This is a genomic window from Lepagella muris (genome assembly GCF_004793975.1).
GTDB lineage: Bacteria > Bacteroidota > Bacteroidia > Bacteroidales > Muribaculaceae > Lepagella > Lepagella muris.
Genome location: NZ_SRYB01000005.1, coordinates 126,114 through 147,409, shown reverse-complemented (window position 1 = coordinate 147,409; position 21,296 = coordinate 126,114). Strand labels below are relative to the sequence as shown.

The 21,296-nt window shown below is 56.1% G+C and carries 9 protein-coding genes; 5 read left to right on the top strand and 4 right to left on the bottom strand.

From position 1 onward, the window contains the following. Positions 1-69 precede the first annotated feature (69 nt). Positions 70-693 carry an N-acetylmuramoyl-L-alanine amidase gene (locus tag E5331_RS05180; RefSeq protein WP_135985406.1) on the top strand — a complete coding sequence of 208 codons (624 nt, stop codon included), beginning with the start codon at positions 70-72 and terminating at the stop codon, positions 691-693. Then, positions 690-1,238, top strand: coding sequence for a DUF6808 domain-containing protein (locus E5331_RS05175; protein ID WP_123481778.1), 549 nt, complete (start codon positions 690-692; stop codon positions 1,236-1,238). Before E5331_RS05180 ends, E5331_RS05175 begins: the two co-directional genes overlap by 4 nt. A gap of 206 nt (positions 1,239-1,444) precedes the next feature. Here the strand turns inward: E5331_RS05175 and E5331_RS05170 are convergent, their stop codons facing one another. The 4 genes from E5331_RS05170 to E5331_RS05155 form a co-directional block, all read right to left on the bottom strand. Continuing rightward, a complete protein-coding gene (locus E5331_RS05170) occupies positions 1,445-1,978 on the bottom strand; it encodes a hypothetical protein (RefSeq protein WP_123481779.1) in 534 nt (177 codons plus the stop codon). After that, the gene (locus E5331_RS05165) at positions 1,975-2,508 is read right to left on the bottom strand and encodes a hypothetical protein (protein ID WP_123481780.1); all 534 of its coding nucleotides are present in this window, start codon (positions 2,506-2,508) and stop codon (positions 1,975-1,977) included. Before E5331_RS05165 ends, E5331_RS05170 begins: the two co-directional genes overlap by 4 nt. Positions 2,509-2,535: 27 nt before the next feature. Further along, positions 2,536-2,994: a hypothetical protein gene (locus E5331_RS05160; protein ID WP_123481781.1), complete on the bottom strand. Its 459-nt coding sequence runs from the start codon at positions 2,992-2,994 to the stop codon at positions 2,536-2,538. 62 nt (positions 2,995-3,056) lie between these two features. Then, a complete protein-coding gene (locus E5331_RS05155) occupies positions 3,057-3,380 on the bottom strand; it encodes a hypothetical protein (protein WP_123481782.1) in 324 nt (107 codons plus the stop codon). A gap of 89 nt (positions 3,381-3,469) precedes the next feature. Here E5331_RS05155 and E5331_RS05150 point away from each other — a divergent pair, with 89 nt between their 5' ends. From E5331_RS05150 to E5331_RS05140, 3 genes are read left to right on the top strand one after another with little or no spacing between them, the layout of a single operon-like run. Beyond that, positions 3,470-3,967 carry a hypothetical protein gene (locus E5331_RS05150; RefSeq protein ID WP_123481783.1) on the top strand — a complete coding sequence of 166 codons (498 nt, stop codon included), beginning with the start codon at positions 3,470-3,472 and terminating at the stop codon, positions 3,965-3,967. After that, a complete protein-coding gene (locus E5331_RS05145) occupies positions 3,867-5,162 on the top strand; it encodes a hypothetical protein (protein WP_135985408.1) in 1,296 nt (431 codons plus the stop codon). The genes E5331_RS05150 and E5331_RS05145 overlap by 101 nt, the downstream gene beginning before the upstream one ends. Next, positions 5,152-21,261 (top strand): LPD38 domain-containing protein, encoded by a 16,110-nt coding sequence (locus E5331_RS05140; protein ID WP_123481785.1) that lies wholly within the window; start codon positions 5,152-5,154, stop codon positions 21,259-21,261. Before E5331_RS05145 ends, E5331_RS05140 begins: the two co-directional genes overlap by 11 nt. The last annotated feature ends 35 nt before the right edge of the window (positions 21,262-21,296 follow it).

The window sequence follows — 21,296 nt, the reverse complement described above, 5'->3', positions numbered from 1 at the left end:
GAGGAATTATGGATACGACACCATCTGAATATTTAATCACTGAATATTTAATCAAAAAACTTTTGGATAATGATAATCTTAGTAGACAACGGTCACGGATTCGACACGAAGGGTAAGTGTTCGCCGGACGGGAAGTATCAGGAATGGGCATGGAGCCGCGAATTGGCAGACATCATCGTGCGCGAGCTTACACGGTTGGGTTATGACGCACGTCTGCTTGTGCCGGAGCGTGACGACATCCCAATCAACAAAGGCACAGACAGCCGCGTGAAGCGCGTCAACACGATATGCGACCTATACGGCAAGGAGGATGTGATGCTCGTGTCAATCCACAGCAATGCCAACTCTTGCGACGGCAAGTGGCATGACGGCGAGTGGTCCGGATTCGTCGCCGAGGTGGCACTCAACGCCTCGCAGAAATCAAAGAGGCTTGCCGATGCCATCTGGGCAAGGGCCATAGAAGCCGGGCTCAGGGGAAACCGGGCCGTGGTCGACAAGCCGGGGAAGCGATTCATTCAGCAGGACCTCGCCATCTGTCGCGACACGAAATGTCCCGCAGTGTTGACCGAGAGCGCTTTCCATGACACTCGCGAAGGGGTGAGGCTCCTCACTGGAAGCAAGCAGCGCATAGCACTCGCTCACGTCAACGGAATCATTGATTACATCAACCATATAAATTCCCTTAAATCATGAAGAATCTTCTTGGAATCATTGCAGTGGTTGTCCTCAGCATCATTGCCGGAGCCTACCTGCACAAGTGTCAGACCCCTCAACAGGCATATCCTCCCGGAACTGTCGGGGATGTGGTGATTGATACAGTGACATACATCGACACGGTGCCGTATTCCCTCCCATCCCCACGACAGGAGCTCTCCCTCGGCACCCAGATCAGGCTTCTCCCCGTCTTCATCTCCAAAGACAGCACATCCGGATTTATTCCGGATTCATGCAAAATGGCCGAGGAAAATATTCCACCGGAGATTGACAGTATGGCGGTGGAGATTCCGATAACGCAGAGGGAATATGAGGGTGATGATTATCACGCATGGGTCAGCGGATATGCTCCCAGGCTTGACAGCATATCTGTATTCCCGAGAATCAGGACCGTGACAATCAGGCAGCCTCCCGGAAAACCAAAACGATGGCATATCGGACCGTCCATAGGTCTTGGCTGCACTCACAAAGGGATTGCCACATACATAGGTGTGAGTGTGACTTACTCCATAATCTCCTTTTAATATATAAACAATAACCCTCACCATAAGCCGGGAAGACGTCTGCACAGCGCAGCAGTTCTGATCCCGGTGAGAGCGCGAAGCGCGAAAAGAGCCGCGAATCTCACGACCCACGGCTCCTGCATTCCTGTAAAAAAATAAATCTAACCGATAGTAAACACAGAGCCGTCACACTCCCTCCCGGGAAAGGCTCCGTTATATCCTTATGCTCAGAACGGCGACAGACGGCGTCTGACACGCTGGCCACCCCTCCGCAGATTCACGCAGCTCCGCAGTCGGCTCAACGCCTCCTCACGCTTCTCCAGCCATACCGCAGCCTTATCCGCGTGAGTGATCGTCAGCCAATCCTGCATCACGTCAGCCACCATATACTCATGCACCAGATGCTCCATCAGATTCATCGTCGTCTGCGAAAAATCATCCGGCACCCTAAGCAATATTCCAAACACATGCCGGCGTTCCGGACGGTCATCCCTCCATTTCAGATAAAGCTCACGGCTTGTATATGGATACAGGGCCTCCGTCACTATACAATGCGCCTTATCCAATATTCGGGCAACCCTGTCCCTGTTTCCATCCTGAACTATATCCTGGACCGTATGCCGAAGTTCAAGATTCTCGCTCTCCAGGATATGACCCTCCACCCATGCCATATTCCCTATGTCATAGAGCAGTTCCTTCAGTTTGAAGAGAAGGAGAAACCGTCGTTCCCCCTTCTCCTTTTCTCCGCATTCCTTGATCATGCGCCGCCTCCTCCGGAAGCATACGTCGGTCTCACCGGGCGCGATCGCTTATAAAGCGCCCTCTTCACATTGTCAAGACTCACCTGCGCCAGCTCGAAATATTCCTTCGCATCCGCCTTGTTCGTGATTGTGAACCAGTCCCCGAGCGTCATGTGCACGATATACGAATGGATACCCTTGCCAAGACTGTCCGCCGACGCATTGTTATAGTTCGACGGCAGGCGGAAACATAGCTCAAGCGTCGTGTCCTTGTCGATCTCCTCATTGATGAGATTATCCGTCGTGGTCTTGTCCTCGTTCAGATACTCGCCGAGAAGACTCTTCAGCGCAGTGAAATGCGCCGCCATCGAGCGTCGCAGCTGCGACGAATCCTCCTCGTCCTCACTCGCCTGCATGTTCGATGCAGCCTCATAATCCTTAGTCTTCTCCGCCTCACGCGCGCGTCCTGTCAGGTAAGCCTTATTCGTGATGTCATACATCATCTCCCTGACGTGGAGTCTCACCGTGAGCTCCTTCTTGCTTTCTGCCATAAATGTGGTGGTTTATATGGTTCAACATTATTTTCGGTCGTAGGTCGGGCGCACAGGCCTGCGCTTATAGCACGCCTTCCGCCTCAATCCCTCCATATGTGCGGCCGCATCAAGCGAATACTGTCCCGCCTCACCCTTATTCGTGAAGACGTACCATTTCGCCGTGATGTTCATCACGAAGAAACTCCGCATCTCCTCCTGCATGGCCTCCCCCAGACTGTCGTCAAACGACGACGGCAGGGAAAGCACTATCCTCAGCCCCGTCTCATCCTCCTCGACATCATCAAGAAATTTCCGCAGAGCCTCGCAGACCGCCACCCTCGACTCCGTCCAGAAGCGGTTAAGCTGCGCCTGGTCCGCAGTCGTCGTGTAGATCCGCTCGTAGGCATCCGGATCGCCACCCATCTTCGAGCCGGTGTAGCTCGTCGTCAGCGCAACCTCGTCATATACGTCGCCCTTCGCGACAATTAGCGTCAGTTCCTTCATTCTCTTTACGTTTGATGCGCAAATATATCAATCCCATCATCCTCCCTCACCTTATCTTTTAATCATTCCTCACCGGCAAGCTCCGACAGACGCTCCGACAGCGACTCCGTCTCTGCCGTGCTCGTCGTCTCCATCTCCACGGCCTTCATCTCCGGAGTCACAAACCGAAGCAACCTCATCGTCGCCTGGATCCGTTCTCCCGGCTCCAGAGCCGCCATGTCCAGCTCGAAATCCGATGCCGTGTATCTCTTCCCCGTATCCTCATCCACCCGCTCCTTGCGCTCGAACTGTGCCTCAAGATACTCCCTTATCGGACGCTTCAGAGGATGCTCCCGCTTATTCGGTGTCCCCTTCACGCGCCCACCGGTCTTCCTTCCTAATGCCATGATTTCCGTTCTTTAATACTTATTCCACATCCGCAAAGATACCTCCCTAATTTTATGCCATTCTTATATCTTTTAAAACCGAATCCATTATGGGACTTATAGGAGGAGCAATCGGAGCCGGCGTGTCCGCGATAGCTGGCATTTTCGGCGGCCGTGCCGCATCAAAGGCAATGAAAAACATTGAGAAAGACCTCAATCAGCAGCAGACCGAAAACCAGAACTGGTACGACCGTCGCTACAACGAGGACGCCACACAACGCGCCGACGCGCAGGCGATGCTCTCTCGCACCGAGGAGAGCATCCGTCAGCGAAACCGAGCCGCAGCAGGCGCCGCAGCCGTCGGCGGCGCAACCGACGAGAGTGTCGCAGCAGCAAAAGCCGCCAACAACAAGGTGCTCACCGACGCCACCACCGACATCGTCGTCAACGCCGAGCGCCGCAAAGACGCAATCGAGTCGCAATACCAGGCAAAAGACGCCGCACTCCGTGCCGAACTCAACGACCTCCAGCGACAGAAAGCCGGACAGGTCTCACAGGCAATCCAAGGCGTCCAGCAGGCAGCCGCAGGCATGGGAGGAGCCTTCTGATATGGGAGTCTACGAATCAATAATGAAACTCCGCCAGCGGATCGCATCCCCCGCAGTCGCCCCCAAAGAAGCGACTGCGGGCGCCACCTCACAGACTCCGTCAGCCTCATCCGCGCCCCAGGCTCCCGAATCCCCGACCGCCCCGTCCGGTCAGTTTCGCGCCAAAGGCGTCCAAGTCCTGGGGATTCCATCGCCGGAAGATATTCCCGATGGAATCTCCGTGATCGAGAAAATGCAGCCAGGCTCTTACAGAAGCCCGGTCCCTGTCCAATCCAAGAGCCGTCCTAAGATGTCCTATACCGAACTCTTCGAAAAGCTCGGTGGTCTCGAAAAGCCGGAGACCGTCGAGCAGCGGCGCCAGCGCGAGAAAAAACAGAAACGCGAAAACGTAATGTCCGCAATCTCCGACGGGATCTCATCACTCGCCAACCTATTCTTCACCACACGCGGCGCGCCCGACTCCTTCAACCCCTCCAACTCAATGCTTGCACGCACAAAGGAACGTTGGGACAAGATCAACGCCGACCGTCAGGCAAACGACCGGGCCTACTACGAAGCCTACGTCCGTGCCCGCGCAATGGACGACGCCGATGAAAAAGACCAGCGCAACTGGCAGCACACCCTCGACCGCGAGAAGATTGCCGACGAGCGCTACGAGGCCAAGGCGGAACAAGATAAGGCTCTCGCAGCACTCAACGAAAAGTTGCGGCAACATCAAATCACAGAGGCGGAATACAAGGCAGAGCAGGAGAGGATTAAATCTCAATATGCCGAGCAAAATGAGAAGCTGGATCTCCAATACAAGCAAGCTGGCATTGACCAACGGAAAGCCGCAGCCGGAGCATCCAACGCACAGGCTAAGAAATACAACGCACAAGCCGCCGGCACCGACAAGCCAAAGGAATTCAGCGCATGGGATGCCCAGGGTCGCGAACATAAGTTCGTCAGTCAGGAGGCAGCACACGAATTTGCCCGACGGCAAGGTACATTCCATGTCGAGGAATACGACGTCCGCGAGACAACCGTCAAGCCCAACACGTCCCGGTCAGGAAAACCCATCACCGACTCCAAAGGCAAACCAATAACTTCCACCACAACAAAGACAACCACAAAACAAAACGGATACCCAGCCAAGCCCGCAAAAGGACAAGGCTACGGAGACAACCCATCTAAAGGAACAGGATATGGCAACTAACGACGACAAAAACCTTCGCCAAGTCTACGAGACCCTCCGCCGTGAAGGATACACGCCCCCCGAATACGAAAAGTTCCGTCAGGACATGACTGCCGACAAAAATCTGCGGGGGGTCTACGAGACACTACGCCGCGAAGGATACACCCCCCCGGATTACGACACATTCCGCACCGACATGCTCGGCAATCCTCAACCGGCCCCTGCCGCGCCGTCTGCCCCCACAGTCCTGACAGCTCCCGCCGCCCCGTCGGGTCAGTTTCGCGCCCAAGGCGTCCAAGTCCCGGAGATTCCATCTCCGGAAAATCCCTCCGTCGACTGGAGTTCCGTGCCCGAGCCCATGGGCGAGGGGATTGTCCCCGCCCCCCAGCCCCCGGCAGAACCCTGGCAGCCATCCCTTCGTCAGAAAGAAGCCATCCTCCGCTCCATCAACGACAGGGTGGGGCAGACAGTCAGCTCCCTCCATGCCTCCTCCGCCGCCACCCATCGCATCGCCCAAGCCAACACCCCCGAAGGCCGCCAGCGCTCCCGGCTCATGCGTCAGGCCGCCCGGCAGATGGGAATAGAGACCGACCCAATCGGAATAATCCGAGGTTCCTCCTCAGCCACAAGCGACCAGAGTCCCGCGCCCAAGCCCACGGGCGAGGGGACCGTCCCACCCGCATCCACACAGAACCCCACCTTCCATACCGTCACCACCGACGACGAAGGCAATCTTCGAGGCTCATGGCAGCTCCCCGACGGATCCATCACCGACTCATTCGCCGAAGCCGACCGAGCCGTCAGCTCCGCACGAGAGGCACGCCTCCGGCAAACCTTCCTCTCCCGAATGAAGCAGAACGGACTCGACCCCGCCACCCCAGAAGACATCGACGAGCAACGACGCCGCGACACCCTCGACGTCGCCGAAAAGACACTCCCTGCCCGCATCGAACGCAACGAGGAAAACATCGCCAAAGCCAACAGCCGACGCGCCCAACAGATTGACGGCGACCAAGGCTCCAATCGTTGGGACGACTCACAGGGATTCTGGGACAACATGGCGCGTATAATAGGCGGTGCCACGCGCCGATCCGTCGAGCGTCAGCACCCCGCGCCACGCCCCGAAGCATCCCTATCCCAATCCGACAGCGAGCTGCGCGCCCTAATAGCCGAAAACTACATCCTCGACAATGCGCGAAAACGACTCGAGGCAAGCCACCTCCGCAAATCCGAAGGATTCATGGACGGATTCTGGAACATAAACAATCTCAAGAACTTCGCAAAAGGCGCATCCCACGCCCTCTCCGACGGAGACATCTACACCGGTGGCGTCATGTCTATATCGACGGCTTCACATATGCTCGCAATCGAAGACAAGCTAAAAGCCGGACAAGACCTCTCCGATGCCGAGACATCACTCCTATATTCCACAATGCTCGGCAACGACATCCAGGACAACGCCCATGTCCCGCACGGCTACACCGCCGGACAGACAATCACCAGAGCGTTACCATACATTGTGCAGATGATGCTAAACCCCGCATCCGGTCTCAGCCGTGCCCTTGTAAAGAAGTTTGGCACAAACGCACTCAAACGCATCGCACTCACCGTCGCCGGAGACGTCGCCGAATCCGCCGTCCTCGCAAACACACTCCAGGCCCCCGCGACTGCCGCCGACGCAATAAGCCGATACCAGGGTGCCCCCGTCGAAAATCCCGACGGTTCAATATCTTTCGACGGAGACCACGACCTCACATCAGCAATCGCAAAGGCACAGGGAGCGGCAATAATCGAAAACTACACCGAGATGCTCGGCAACCACTTCGGTGTCATTGGCAACTTCGCCGGAAAAACCGCCGCAAAAGGCATGCGCAAGGTCGGACTCGGCAAAGTCGTCGATAACACGTCCAACCTTATAAACCGAATCAAGGCAAAAGACTGGGTAAAGATAATCTACAACACAGGTAATCGCGCCAATATAAACGGCACCGCCGGAGAGATCCTCGAAGAGGAAGCCGGCATCGTTCTCAACTCAATATTCACAGGCGACAACTCACTCTCCGACCTTACCGACTACGACACACAGGTCGACATCTTTCTCGGTGTCGGGCTCTTCGGCGGATTCATGGGTGGCGTGAAGGCCGCCGGATACCCCGTCGCACGCTCACGCGCGCGTCGTGACCTCCGCACATCCGACCGTGTCGGCTCATTCCGATTCGGCGAAGACTGGGACGGCATCCGTTCGCAGATAGATCAGGCAGAAGACTCCGACCTCGCCACCATCGTCCGCGACCTCACAATCGACCATGCACAGTCCCCCGAACAGGCAAAGGCAATCGCCACCTACGCCCACGACCTCATGCGAAGCCGGGGATTCAACCTCGCCGACGTTGCCCGCCGCTCCGAAAACCTCGACTCCCCGGAGCAGACTGCCATCTCCGACAGCTTCTCCCACGGTGAGGAAATCGCCGGATCCGGCAACTCCGACGCAATGGCACAGGCACACACCCTCATGCAGTCACGCCGCGAACGACTCTCCCAATCCACAAGCCCCGAATGGGTAGACCGCCTCGACTCCGAAGACCCCGTCGACGCCCTCCGCGCAATCCCCGAATCCGACCCCGAACTCCGCCAGCAGGCCGCCGACTACCTCAGCTCAAAGGCAGTCTACGACGGTATGATCTCCGCCGTACAGTCCGGAATAGACGAAGAGATTGCGGCATCCGACGAGCGAGTAAACGCATCCGTCAACCGCACCACCGGACTCATCCACCCCGTCTCCATCACCGGAGAAGAACACCGCCCCGCCCATATCATCGATGGAGAGATCCTCATCGACACCGACGGCAGTATAATCCCCGACCAATCATCCCCCGACATAATCATCCGCTACGACGACACCAGCGAGATAGCATTCTCATCCCCGGCACGCATCGCACAGGCCGACCCCACACTCGACCCCGCCGCCTTCCGTCAGCAGGAGCGCGACCGCATAGCCGACTCCCACGCCCGTCAGGCTGCCGACGCCATAGAAGGCGTCCTCCCATTCACACCGGGTTCATCAGTCATAATCACCCCCGAAGCTCCCGACTCCGCCCCCGCTCCCTCCGTCGCATTCCAGTCCGAAGACCGGAGCCCCGTGCCCGCTCCCTCCGTCTCCAATGACTGGAGTCCTGTGCCCGAGCCCATGGGCGAGGGGACTGCGCCCGCAAATAATAGCGAGTCAGCGGAAGCGAATCCGGCCGAAGCCATCATCATCGGCGATACGATAGGGGAGGACGGCACCCTCGTCCCCGGAGTTGTTGACGTCCAACTGCCCGACGGCTCCATCCATTCCATGTCGAAAACCGACCTCCAGGAGCAGGCCGACGCACGCCGCGACCAAGCCGTCACCCAATTCGAATCCGACCTCGCCGACCAGCGCGCCCAAGAGAAAGAGCAGCAACTCGCCCGTCAGTCCGCCGGACTCACCGACCCCCGTCGCGACACATCCCTCCTCCCCGACCACTTCGCCTCACCCTACGCCGGAATCACTACACATGCCGCACGTTTCACCCCGGCCGACAACGGAGTCGGTGCCGTCCTATACCGCGACGACAACGGCAACGACGCAATAGTCCTCGCCGCCCGTTCCGACGGATCCTATGCCGGCTACATGCGAGAATACCTCCCCGACGGAACACCCACCGACCGCTGGACCGCCAAATTCCAGAACGACACCGGCGACAAATCCCTCTTCCGCACCCTCATGACATCCGCGCAAGCCCTCCTCCCCGACGGCCATCAGCTCACCGAGCACTCATCCGTATCCCCCGACGGGCTCCGCAACCTCGCAAACCAGCTCCGTCACGGCTACTCTCTCCAGCGCGACGAATCCGGTGCCATCATCACAACATCCGTCCCAATCAACATGGCCTCACCCTCAAACCCACTCCAACTTCGCGACTACGATCCCGGAAGCTACGACCCCGCCACAGTCCACGAAGACGAGTTTGAGGCAGCCGCCGACATCCTCACCCCCTACATGCAGGCACTCGGACTCACCCGCGACAACATCCGCTTCGCCGGCGGTCGTATCCTCGTTGACCACCCCATCCTCCGCAAGACAGAATCCACCCGGCAAGCGCAGCCCACCGCCCCCCCGACTCCAATAGCAGCCCCGACTGCCCCGACCGCCACGTCGCCTCAGTCTCGCGCCGAAGCCTCCGTCGCCCCGTCGGGTCAGTCTCGCGCCGAAGGCGTCCAAGTCCCGGAGATTCCATCTCCGGAAAATCCCTCCAACGACTGGAGTTCCGTGCCCGAGCCTTCCGCCTCCAATGACTGGAGTTTCGTGCCCGAGCCCACGGGCGAGGGGATCGTCCCCACAGCCGAAACCACAGCCGGGCCCCAGCAGTCGGCCGAATCCCCATCCGCACTCTCCCGCATCCCGACCGACCACGACGGCAGCCCCATCTACGAGCAGGCAGACCCCGCCACAGCCTGGGATGCAATCCTCGAGCAGACCGACGGCGACACCCGGATAGCCACCGACGTGATTTCCCAGACAATCGCCGAAAAAGAAGCCGACCTCAGGCAGCTCACAAAACAGAAAACCCCCGGCGGTCTATCACTCCAGCAAAAGATCGAGGAAGGAAAGCGGAGAAAGGCAGCCATCGACGCATTGCAGCGCGACATCGACCATTGGAAAGCAATGGCACAGACCCCCGCACTGCGCAAAAGTCAGGCAGAGGCGGAAGCCCGTGCACGGGCTGAGGAAGAGGCACGCCTGCTTGCCGAGCAAAAAGCAGCCCAAGAAGCGGAGGCCAGGCGCATCGAAGCTGAGCGAAAGGCCGCCGAAAAGGAAGAGGAGGAAAATCGCAAGGCACTCGCAAAGATCGACCGCCGATACGCCGACATCTTCGACGATGTTAAGGAATACCCCGAAGCAGTAAGCCGCCTCTCGCAGCAGGAACCCGAAGACATCCTTGAAGTCGCATCCATCGTCCTCTCTCGCCACAAGGTCCTTTGGGGCGACACCCGTTCCTCAAAAGGCACCGCATCCGAAACCGGATTCCGCGAAGGGGAGAGAAAAAAACTCTTCTCAATCTTTCGCCGTGCTGAAAACGGAGGCGTCAGCCTGCAGCGCCTCGCCGAAGACGTCATGCAGGAATACTGCGAGCAATACGGCATACCATACGACAACAACGAAGCCCGCGACGCACTCATCGAGATGATCCGTCAGGCCTCGGTCCCATCCGATATCACGCAATACATCCGCCGTCGTCGCATGGAGCAATCCACAGAGATTGCCGACCAGCTCCGCCGCCGTGAGGAAGACATGCGCCAGGAATGGGCACAGGAATCATACCACATGTCCTTCGAAGATTACGAATCATCCCTCGAAGACGCACGCCGACAGGCGCAGGAGCATCTTGCCGACTTCGACCCCGAAGAATTTGCCGGCGCAATTGCCGACGAGATTGCCGAATACGACGAAATAGCAATGGATTCCGTTGAAAAAGACCATCAGGCCTTGCAGGAATCCCCCGATTATACTAATATTGCACCCTCACAACAGCTCTCTCAGTCAGAGCCAACTGCACAATCAGACACCCAAGACTATGATAGACTACGAGAAAATCTCACAGATGAACCCATCCCAGAAGGCACAGCTCCTCGCCGAGGCAGTCAGGTTCTGCCTCCGACATCATCTCTTCCGTCCCGGAGAAATATCCAGGATGAAGCACGACCGGCAATTCCTCCTCAAGATGGGCCCCGAATCCCTTCTCCGCAGGGATCTCTACCTCAAGGCACACCCCGACCAACTGTAAATAGAATATCCAAGCCACTTCAACAAGGAAAGACAGCTTGGATAAATTCAAACAACAGCCTGCATCCGATGGCGCAGGTCGGGGAGCCGGTTCCTCTCAACGATTCGCATGCCACTACATCATCTGGCAATCATGGCATCGGGCTCGGTATCGATTCGTCTGTTGATGTCGGCAAAGATAATCAGAAATCATCAGATGCCCAAATAAAAAGCAGGGAAGATTCCGATAAGCCCACGCCTCAGTTTCGCGCCCAAGGCGTCCCGGTCCCGGAGATTCCATCTCCGCAAGAAAAGACAATCTCGGAAGAGAAGCCACTTGACTTCGACCCCGACTACGTCCGCATGCGAATCGACCAGCTGATCGGACGTGGCGAGATCAGCCACATCGACCCCGACACACTCTCCCCCCTGCAGATAGCCCAGATCGCACCCGCCCTCTACGAAATGGACCACGCAAACGACCGCGTTGAAAACCTCCGTGGAGAATTCGACGATGCCGATGCCGCAGGCGAAGACCACTCGATCCTATCCGACATCGCCCACGACCTCGACGACGCAGAAAACCGCGCTGCCGACGCCGCCGACCGTCTCCACAAAGCCCTCGCCAACCTCCATCAAAACGATTCAACCGCCGGCTTGAACCCCGCGCCAGAGATCGTGTCAGAGGGAACCACCCCCCTTGATCATCAGCGAGAGTTGTCTCAAAGGCAACGATATGAGGAGGAATCTAAAAAATTAGATGCCGATTTATCACCGGAAGAAACCGATTACTATGGGAAACCGTTGGTGCTTGCCTCTGACGGTACATCTGTTTTTGGAAAGATTGATGCCAGAAGCGGACTCTCCGATGCTCCGATTCGGCTTAGCCTCGGAGTAAATTCAGTAGGCGAGGATGGAAAAAATCATGGTTATGGGTTACTCCATATTGAGGCTGGACATGGAGAGCAGATTCGCAATGCCGGATATAAATCCGTTGTGGATTTTGTTGAGAATGTCGCCAAAAATTATACCGAGATTCGGGAGGGCGCAAGAATAGGGGATAAACCGACATATCTATTGGAAGTCCCGGATAAGCATAACAACACTCTTTTCATTCAGTTGTCAAGAGATGGCAGCTTTTGGAACGTAAACAGCGCGGGTATATTCAATAAGAAATACTCGCGCCGTAAAGCAAAAGTCTGGTCCTTACCCGCAGTCGGAGAAGGTACTGGCATCGATACCCCCCAAGTTAATAGCGGCCTTTCTATGGATGCAACCGCGCCAGCAGGAAACTCTTCTCAGACTTCCACCGGCAAAGATAACACTCCATCGGCAAATTTACAAATATTCGACGAACAAAATCCTACTCAAGATGGCTCCCCAATCACTTCTCCGACAGCATCCATAGCTTCAACTCCATCCCTCTCCCCGCTCCGCCAGTCTCGCGCCGAAGGCTCCGTCGCCGCTCCGCCTCAGTCTCGCGCCCAAGGCGTCCAAGTCCCGGAGATTCCATCTCCGGAAGATGCCTCCTCCGGCTTGAATCCCGCGACCGAACCCAGCCCCGAGGGCATCCCCCTCCCCGAAACCAAACCATGGTCCCTCATGAACGGAGCCGAACGCATCGCTCATGCCGAAAAAGCACCACTATCCACCCAAGAAATCGACGCCTCCAACGTCGACGACGTCATAAAGGCTAACGCCATCCGTTTCTTAAACGGCGACCGTGACGCAATCGCTCAAATATCTTATCTAAACGCATACGAAAATGTTAGGAATACCAATCGAAATCATCCCGCTCCTCAAGACTCCACAAGCCAACAGCTGGATATTCCCAATCCTGGAGAGAGCCACCGACTGGGAGAAAGAGCAGCAGATGGAGGAAATCCTATCCAATTGGATACAACAGACAGCAGCACTCAGATTCCCCGGCAGTCAACTGACAGACCGGATAATCCGCGAGTCAATACTGTTGACCCTCGAGAGAAAGGCGATAGCCCGATTCCTGAAAGAAAACCCCCAGTGGATCCCATACCTCCCAAAGGTGACAGACCCTCACGAGGGAGCCAGACTCGGGGCAAGGGAAGCAATGGCAGACCAAAACGAGGAAAAACAGGCGGCAATCCTTCTCTCCGAGATGGAGCAGGCCACACTCCGGCCCGACCCATTGACAATGGCACAGCTCATGACGATCTGACCCGTGCGCTCGACGAATTTAAAAGCCTGCTACGAGACTTCGGCAATGCCGCCCGCGACTCCCTATCCATAAACATCGCCCTCCTGAATCCTCGCCAGATAGAGATGCTCCCCAGGCTAATCGTCGCCGGGGCAAAGGTCGGATATGCACTTATACGTAAGGGACTCACCTCATTCTCAAAATGGAGCGCGGAGATGCGCCGCAACATTCAGGAGCCCATGGCTGCCGTCGGGATTACAGGCAGCGAGCTCGACGAATGGATAGACGAGATGTGGAATTGCTCTTTCACCGTCGATGGCGCCACTCACTCTGTCCGTGAATGGGCCTCAATATTGGGCCATGAATCCCTACGCCAAAAGGTGGCAATGACCATCGGGGAGAAAAGAAAGGCACAGGCACAGGCTGAGGACATCCCTGTCGAGATCGGCAGTATCGACAACATACGTCAGACCCTCCCGTTCCTCCTCCCTCAGCAGCAGGAAGACGTCGCAAGAGCCGAGACGCAGTTCTTCGACAAGAGTCACGACGACCACGACCATGCCCACGGAAAGGGATACATGTTCACCAACGGCACCGGCACTGGAAAGACATATACAGGACTCGGAATCGTCAAGCGGTTCATGAAGCAGGGCAAGACACGCATCCTTATACTCACACCAAGCCAGACCAAGGTCTCCGACTGGATTAAGGATGCTGCCAACTTGCAGATACCCCTCCGATCCCTCGACGACTGGGCAAAAGCCAGGGCCACAAATGCCACGCAGGAAGCCGGAGAAGGTCCCGTCATAACCACCTTCGCTAACTTCCGGCAGAATCAGGCTCTCCTGAATGCAGAGTTTGACCTTGTTGTCTACGATGAGTCCCACCGAATCCTTGAAAATAAGAAAGGTGCCGACACGTCCGGACTCTTCCGGCACTACAAGATCTCGAATAAGGACCAGAACCACGCCTTCTCCCGTCTTCGGGATATTGACCCGACCTGGCAGCAACTCGCAAGGAAGAACGAGGAGTTCAAACGGGAATACGACAAACTGATGGTCACAGCTGCCGAGAAGTCAGGCATCAACCGAACGTATGATCTTGTCAGAAACGGTCTGATTCCTCCCCAAATCCATGAGGACTGGGATGCCCGACATATTGCCGATTACCCGAAACTCGCCGCGATTAGGGATGAAGTGTTCCGACTTTCCCGCAAATTTGACAACGAAGTCAAGCCTCTCCTGCAGCAGAAGGCAAAGGAAGCAGTGGCAAAGACAAAGGTCGTTTTCCTTTCGGCTACTCCATTCAACACCCGCGAGAACCTTTCATACGCCGAAGGCTACATATTCTCATATCCAAAGGAAGATAATTCCTCCGCTCTCAATCCGAGAAGCAGATTCTATCTCGATCATTTCGGCGCTGCATATAAATGGAGATACAACCGTCTCGAATCCTCATCATCCAACCCGCAGGCTATCGCACAGCAGGAAATCGAATTCTCCGACTATTTGCAGAACACTCTTCAGACCATGTCCGGAAGAATCATCGACAGCGAATTCGATTATTCGCGCGACTTCCCGACCGTCACCGGAAAATATGCTCCACTCTTTAACCAGGCAGTCGAGGAATTCCGCGCCTCCGGGTCCATGAGCGAGGCTACTTGGAGAGTCCTTGGCGACTACGTATATTCCAGCGCACTTTTCGAGAGTATGAAGGTCAACCGGATTGCTCCCCGAATCCGCGAGCATCTGGAACGCGGTAGAAAGATTGTCGTCTTCCATCGCCGTGTCGAGACCAGCGAGCCGCTACGCCCTCCATTCCGCCGCATCTTCGACGCTGCGGTAAACTTGGCAATGGGCGAATACGATCTCAATAAACGCGAGAAACGGCTTGCTGAGATTGCCGGAATGAGAACGAAATACGCCCCGCTCCTCGAATGGGAGAAGACAATCGACCTCCGTATGCCACGCCAGCAGCTTGCCGATATATTCGGCATCGACAACATACTTTTCTTCTCCGGAAAGGAAAGTGCCAAGCAGAAGAACGAGGCGGTCCGTCTGTTCAACGACGACAAATCTGGGAAGAACATCATCGTCATTCAGGAGGCATCCGGAAAAGAAGGAATCTCACTACATGACACCACAGGAAATCATCCGCGCGTAATGATCTCCCTCGCTCTTCCGCAGAGTCCTATCACCGCGTTGCAGACCGAAGGACGCATATATCGTATCGGAAACCGCAGCAACGCCATTTTTGAATACCCCCTTCTCGGACTCGACTCCGAAATGTTGCTCTTCGGTCAGAAATTCAATGCACAGGTAGGCACGACCGAGAACCTTGCCCTCGGATCCAAGGCACGCAACCTCCGCGATAGCTTCGCCCGTGGGGTAGATGAGCACAGCGGTGACGTGTCCCTCGATGATCAGGGCATCGGGGGAAAGGAGTATGACGCTGGCGAGACAGTCGAGATTGACCCATTTGACCGTGCCGTCCTCGACTTCTACGGCAACCGGAAGCTGAATGGCGGTCGCGACAACCGCGAGGGAGCCGACTATTATCCCACTCCCGAACCACTCGGATTCAAGATGGCTCAGTGGGGCGAGATTTCCGAGGGCGAATCCGTCCTCGAACCCTCAGCCGGTCACGGAGCCATTGCCCGATACGTCCCCCGGCACAACCCTCTCACGGCAATAGAGCCATCAATGAGCCTCTTCGGTCGTCTTCAGGTTAAGTGCGGCGGTGTCGGAAGAAAGTTCGAGAATAAGACTTTCGAGAACTACAACGTCATCAACAAGCACGACGTTATTCTCATGAACCCTCCGTTCGGCACTGCCGGACGTCTCGCCGTCGATCACCTCGCAAAGGCATTCTCGCATCTTGAGGAAGGCGGACGTGTTGTCGCTCTCATACCACGCGGATCCGCCGATGCAAAATTCGATAAATGGTTCTTTTCTGAAAAAGCCGCCGTGATCTCCGGTGAGGTGCAGCTCCCACGTGTAACGTTCCAGCAGGCCGGCACCGCCGTCTCATGTCGTGTTCTCGTCATTGATAAGATTTCAAATCCAAAGCTCGCATCCGCAGCTGCCGCCCGTGCCCGCAGATACAACCTCAACCGCGAATACGCCAAGATCGAGGACTTCTTTGCCGACCTCCGGGATGTCTCCATGCCAGCGCGAACCATCGACCACAACGCACGCCTCAGAAAGAAAGCCGCCCCTGTCGCCCGCGAACTCCGCTCCATGAAAAAAGTCACTGAAGTCGAGCTTGACAATGACGGCATACGCGTGATCGGAAGATACCTCAATTCCGCAAGCATCAATTGGGCGCTACGCACCCCGGAAAACCTCCCGGGCTATCTTCAGGACTGCTTCAACCGATTCTCCGGATACGCTGCCGAAGAATGGCGCGGTCCCGAAGCCCAGGCAGTATATGCCGAAATGGCTGCCCTCGCAGCACGTCTTGCCGGTAAAACCGTCGAGGAGATGACCCGCACCCCCTCGTCAGACATACGCACCCGTCTCGGCGACGATCCCCTCACATTCCAACAGAGGCAGCGCATAGCTGTCGGGAATCGCGGCACTGTAATGCCCGGCCTGAATGAGGCTGTCGTCAAGGTGGTCGAGGTTCCCAAACATGGATACAACGGAGATAAACCGCTTTCCCAGGCCGTGGAAGCGGCTGTTGGACGTTATGCTGGCAAAACCTTGCACTATGATAATCATGACCAAAAGTTTGACTACACAATCTCAAAACGCTCATTGACATACGCCGCAAATCATTCTGGCAAAAGCGAGAATCCAGGCGTTCATACAGCAGTGATGGATAAACTGGACGCCGTGATTGCTGAAAGCATCGAGATTATGGAGCATCCGGATGTCCGCAAGAAAAATGGATCAAGAAGCGAGGATAACGGATATAATACCGATGCCCTTATGCATCGTTTCGCCGGTGCGGTGAGTCTGGATGGCACAATACATCGTGTCATTACGACTCTAAAAGAGGATGTATCACAAGAAAGGAACGGACTTCATACATACGAGGTTACAAAAATCGAAGTGCTCGACGACAACGCGCCAAGCACTCCGAATGGTATCGCAGGCGTATACATGAACTCCACCGTGCGAGTTGCAAATTTACTAAAAGGCGCTGAGATTCACAACAAATCCGGCGAAAAAATTTTGCAGGAGAGTCAGCTGAACTCATCCTACCCTTCAAGATTGCACTCCCGTCCCGGAGATGTGTCAAAAATAGACGTGCTCAACGAAGAATCGCCAAGCACGTCTAATGAATTGGAATCGCCCACATCCTCAAAGGAGGGTACTTTTCCCGCTGCAAAATTAATAAATGGAGTCGAAAAATCCTACGATAAGGGCAAAAAAAATTTGCAGGAGAGTCAAGATGACCAATCCCCAAAATCCCGCGACGACCGCCGCTCCCACATGCGAAACCATGCAACCGGCGTTGCCGACCGTCTCGGAATCCAAATCGGGATTATCGAATCCCCGCAAAGCCTACCCCCTAAACTTGCCCGGGCAAAAGGCTGGTTCGACATCTCCAATGGAAAAATCACAATCATTCTCGGCAACCATGCCGACACCGCCGACATCACACGCACTATCCTCCACGAGGCTGTCGCCCACAAAGGCCTGCGAGACCTCTTCAACGACCGGTTCGACCAATTCCTCGACCACGTCTATCTCAACGCTTCCCGAATCGTCAAGGAGAAAATCGACTCCCTCGCTGCCCGCAACGGATGGGACCGTCGCGAGGCCACCGAGGAATACCTCGCTTCCCTCGCCGAAGAAACCGACTTCCGAAACACTCCCGCAGCTTGGTGGCGAAAGATCAAGACCCTATTCTCCCGTTTCCTGCGTGCTTGCGGTTTAGACTCAATTGCCCCGATATCCGACAACGAGCTACGCTACATCCTCTGGATCTCCTACAAGAATCTCCAAGACCCCGGTGCCTACCGATCCTACCTCGGTCAGGCTGAGCGCATCGCAATGGAAAGCCGACTTGGAGTCGGGCAATTCTCCCCCCATAAAGAAGCGAATCCCCATTCCCACCTCCGCTTCCGCGACCCCGGCTTCTCTCCTCGCGACCATGCACTCGCAGCCGACGTCTACGACAGCATGATGCGAAAAGGATCATTCCAATTCCAGGAAGCAATGCAAGACTCGATGCTGTCTCTCAAGAAACTAATGCAGGCAATAAAGGGAGGAAAAACCTACATTGAGGACATTCCCGGATTCGAGAACCCATACCTCGCCGAAAACCGTATGTCCTCCCAGAACAACGCCGAGCAGCATGAATATTTCCGTCAATACATGACCCCGCTACTCCAGGAGGTCGGAAAGCTCTGTGGCAGCGATGCCGTGCAGCGCCGTGCGCTCTCCGACTACATGATGGCGAAACACGGTCTCGAGCGCAACGAGGTCCTTGCCCGTCGCGATGCCGAGCAGGCTATGATCGGATCCAACGAAGAAAACGACCTCAGGGAGGCCACAAAGGCACTCGCCGCCGACCCCGCCGACGCAGCCCTTCAGAAGGATCTCGCCGATGCGCAGCAGCTCTTCGACGAGGCTCTCGACAAGAAATATCAGGCAAACCGCAAGCGCGACTACTCCGGTCTCACAGCCCTCACCGGCATCCCTGCCAACGTCCATGCCGAAGCAAAGGCACAGGAAATGGTCGACCGCTACGAAGCCGCCCACGACACATCCCCCCTCTGGGACGCCACACAGGCTGCCACCGGCGCAACCCTCCGCAAGCTATACATCTCCGGAATCCTGAGCGAGGAGACATTCAACTCCACCCTCGCCATGTTCCGCTACTACATCCCCCTCCGAGGATGGGACGCAAAGACAAGCGACGAGGTCTACGACTATGTGACCGATGCCGATGGTCCCCTCCATGGCAACGTGTTCCGCCACGCCGAGGGACGCCGCTCAAAGGCTGACGACCCAATCGCATACATAGCTCAGATGGCAGACGATGCCATACGTCAGGGAAACCGCAACATCATGAAGCAGCGGTTTCTAAACTTCGTCCTCAACAACCCGTCCGACCTCGTAGCTCACAACGATCTCTGGCTCCAAAAGGATGCCGTCAGTGGTGAGTGGCAGCCCGTATTTGCCGACATCGATGAAGACATGACACCACAACAGGTGTCCGAGGCCGTCAGCAAATTCAATGAGAAGATGAGGGCATTGCAGAAGGCTAACCCCGACAGTTATAGGCACGGCAAGGAAGCACGCGCAATCCCATACAAGGTAAGGAAAGAAAACCTCCGGCAACACCAAGTGCTCGTCCGTCGCGACGGTGTGACAAAAGTCCTCACCATCAACGGCAGCCCACGCGCCGCACAAGCTCTAAACGGACTCACCAACCCCGATGTCTCCAACGAGGGAATCGCCCGCCTATCCGAAATCGGTGTCAGGCTCAACCGCGAGCTGTCAGCATTATACACAACCCGAAATCCAGACTTCGTCGTCAGCAACTACATCCGCGACTTCCTATACTCAAACGCTATGTCTTGGGTCAAGGAACCCCCCAGCTACGCTCTCCGGTTCCTCAAGAATATCCTCGACTTTAATCCCGCCAACATGTGGTATCTGTTTGACAGATGGGAAAACGGCACCCTCGACCGGTCCGACAAGTTCCAGGCGATGTTCTACGACTTCATGATCAACGGAGGCGAGACCGGATTCACATCCATAAAGGATATTGAACGCCACAAGAAGACAATCATCGAGGAGCTAAGGAGACAGGGATCCATACCTCGCCAGGCTTGGGCAGCCATCGGACAGCAGATCGACATCCTCAACCGCTCCGTGGAGAACTCCGCACGATTCGCGGCATTCCTCACATCCCGACAGATGGGGCGGAGCATCGACCGCTCAATCTGGGATGCAAAGGAAGTATCCGTCAACTTCAACAAGAAAGGCTCCGGCGGAAAATTCTACGGAAAGCGGAATCAGACCGCCATGGGAAATGCCGGCGCTCTGATGAGCGGTGCCGGAAGAAGCCTCTTCGTATTCTGGAACGCCGGGGTTCAGGGAATGACAAACTTCGGGCGATACTCCGCACGCCATCCCGCAAAGGCTGCCGTCGCCGCAAGCGCGATGTTCATACTGGGCGCTGTCATCCCCCTTCTGGCGCAGTGTATGACTGGCGGTGACGACGACGACGAGAATGCATATTACAACCTCCCCGAATACGTCCGCCGAAGCAACATCTGCATAAATGACGGCGACAAATGGGTGGCGATACCTCTCCCGATTGAATTCAGGGCAATATACGGACTCGGCGAACTTGCCACCGGTGCCATCTCCGGAAAGGAGAGATACTCCGACTCTGAACTCGCTTGGCAGATCGCAGCCCAGGTCTCCCAGATCCTCCCCATTGATGTGCTTGAGGGTGGGGGAGGAATCTCCCCATTTGTCCCTTCTGCCGTCAAGCCAATAGCTGAGGCATATTTCATCGACGCCGACAATGGCGGCAGAAGCTGGTCCGGACTACCAATCGCCCGACAGAACTACTTCAACCGAAACGATCCCGAATACCGGAGAGTCTTCAAAAGCGCCGACAGAAATCTAATGCAGGCTTCCAGATGGATCAGCGAGGCATCCGGTGGAGATGAATTCCGACGAGGTGCAATAGAGATCAACCCACAGAAAGTAGAATATCTACTGAAAGGATATCTGGGTGGGGCATTCTCCTTCCCCGAAAAACTATGGAAGTCCGTCGAGTCCGACCTCGGAGACCGTCCCTTCGAATGGTCCAACACACCTCTCGCAAACCGTGTCGTCAAGGCCGGCGACGAGCGCACCGCCTTCCGCAAGCTCCGCAACGAATACTTCAACTACCTCAACGAGACCCGCGAGACCGAACGCCTGCTCCGTAAATACGAGAACGCAGCCGACGACGGAATAATGGGATACGCCGAACGCGCCGACTTCCTCTACAACTCCGACCAATACCTCCGCTACGAGATATTCGGAGAGTTCGCCCCCGACATCGATGCCCTCTCCGACGCAATGAAGGAAGAGACCGACAAGGAAGCCCTGAAAGACCTCGAAGCCGAATACTACTCCGTCATGCGCCAATGCGTAAACGCAATGCGCGACCCGCAACGCTTCCTGAACACTCCCATGTAGCCTGCCCCCATATATAATAAGGAGAGTCGCCACCA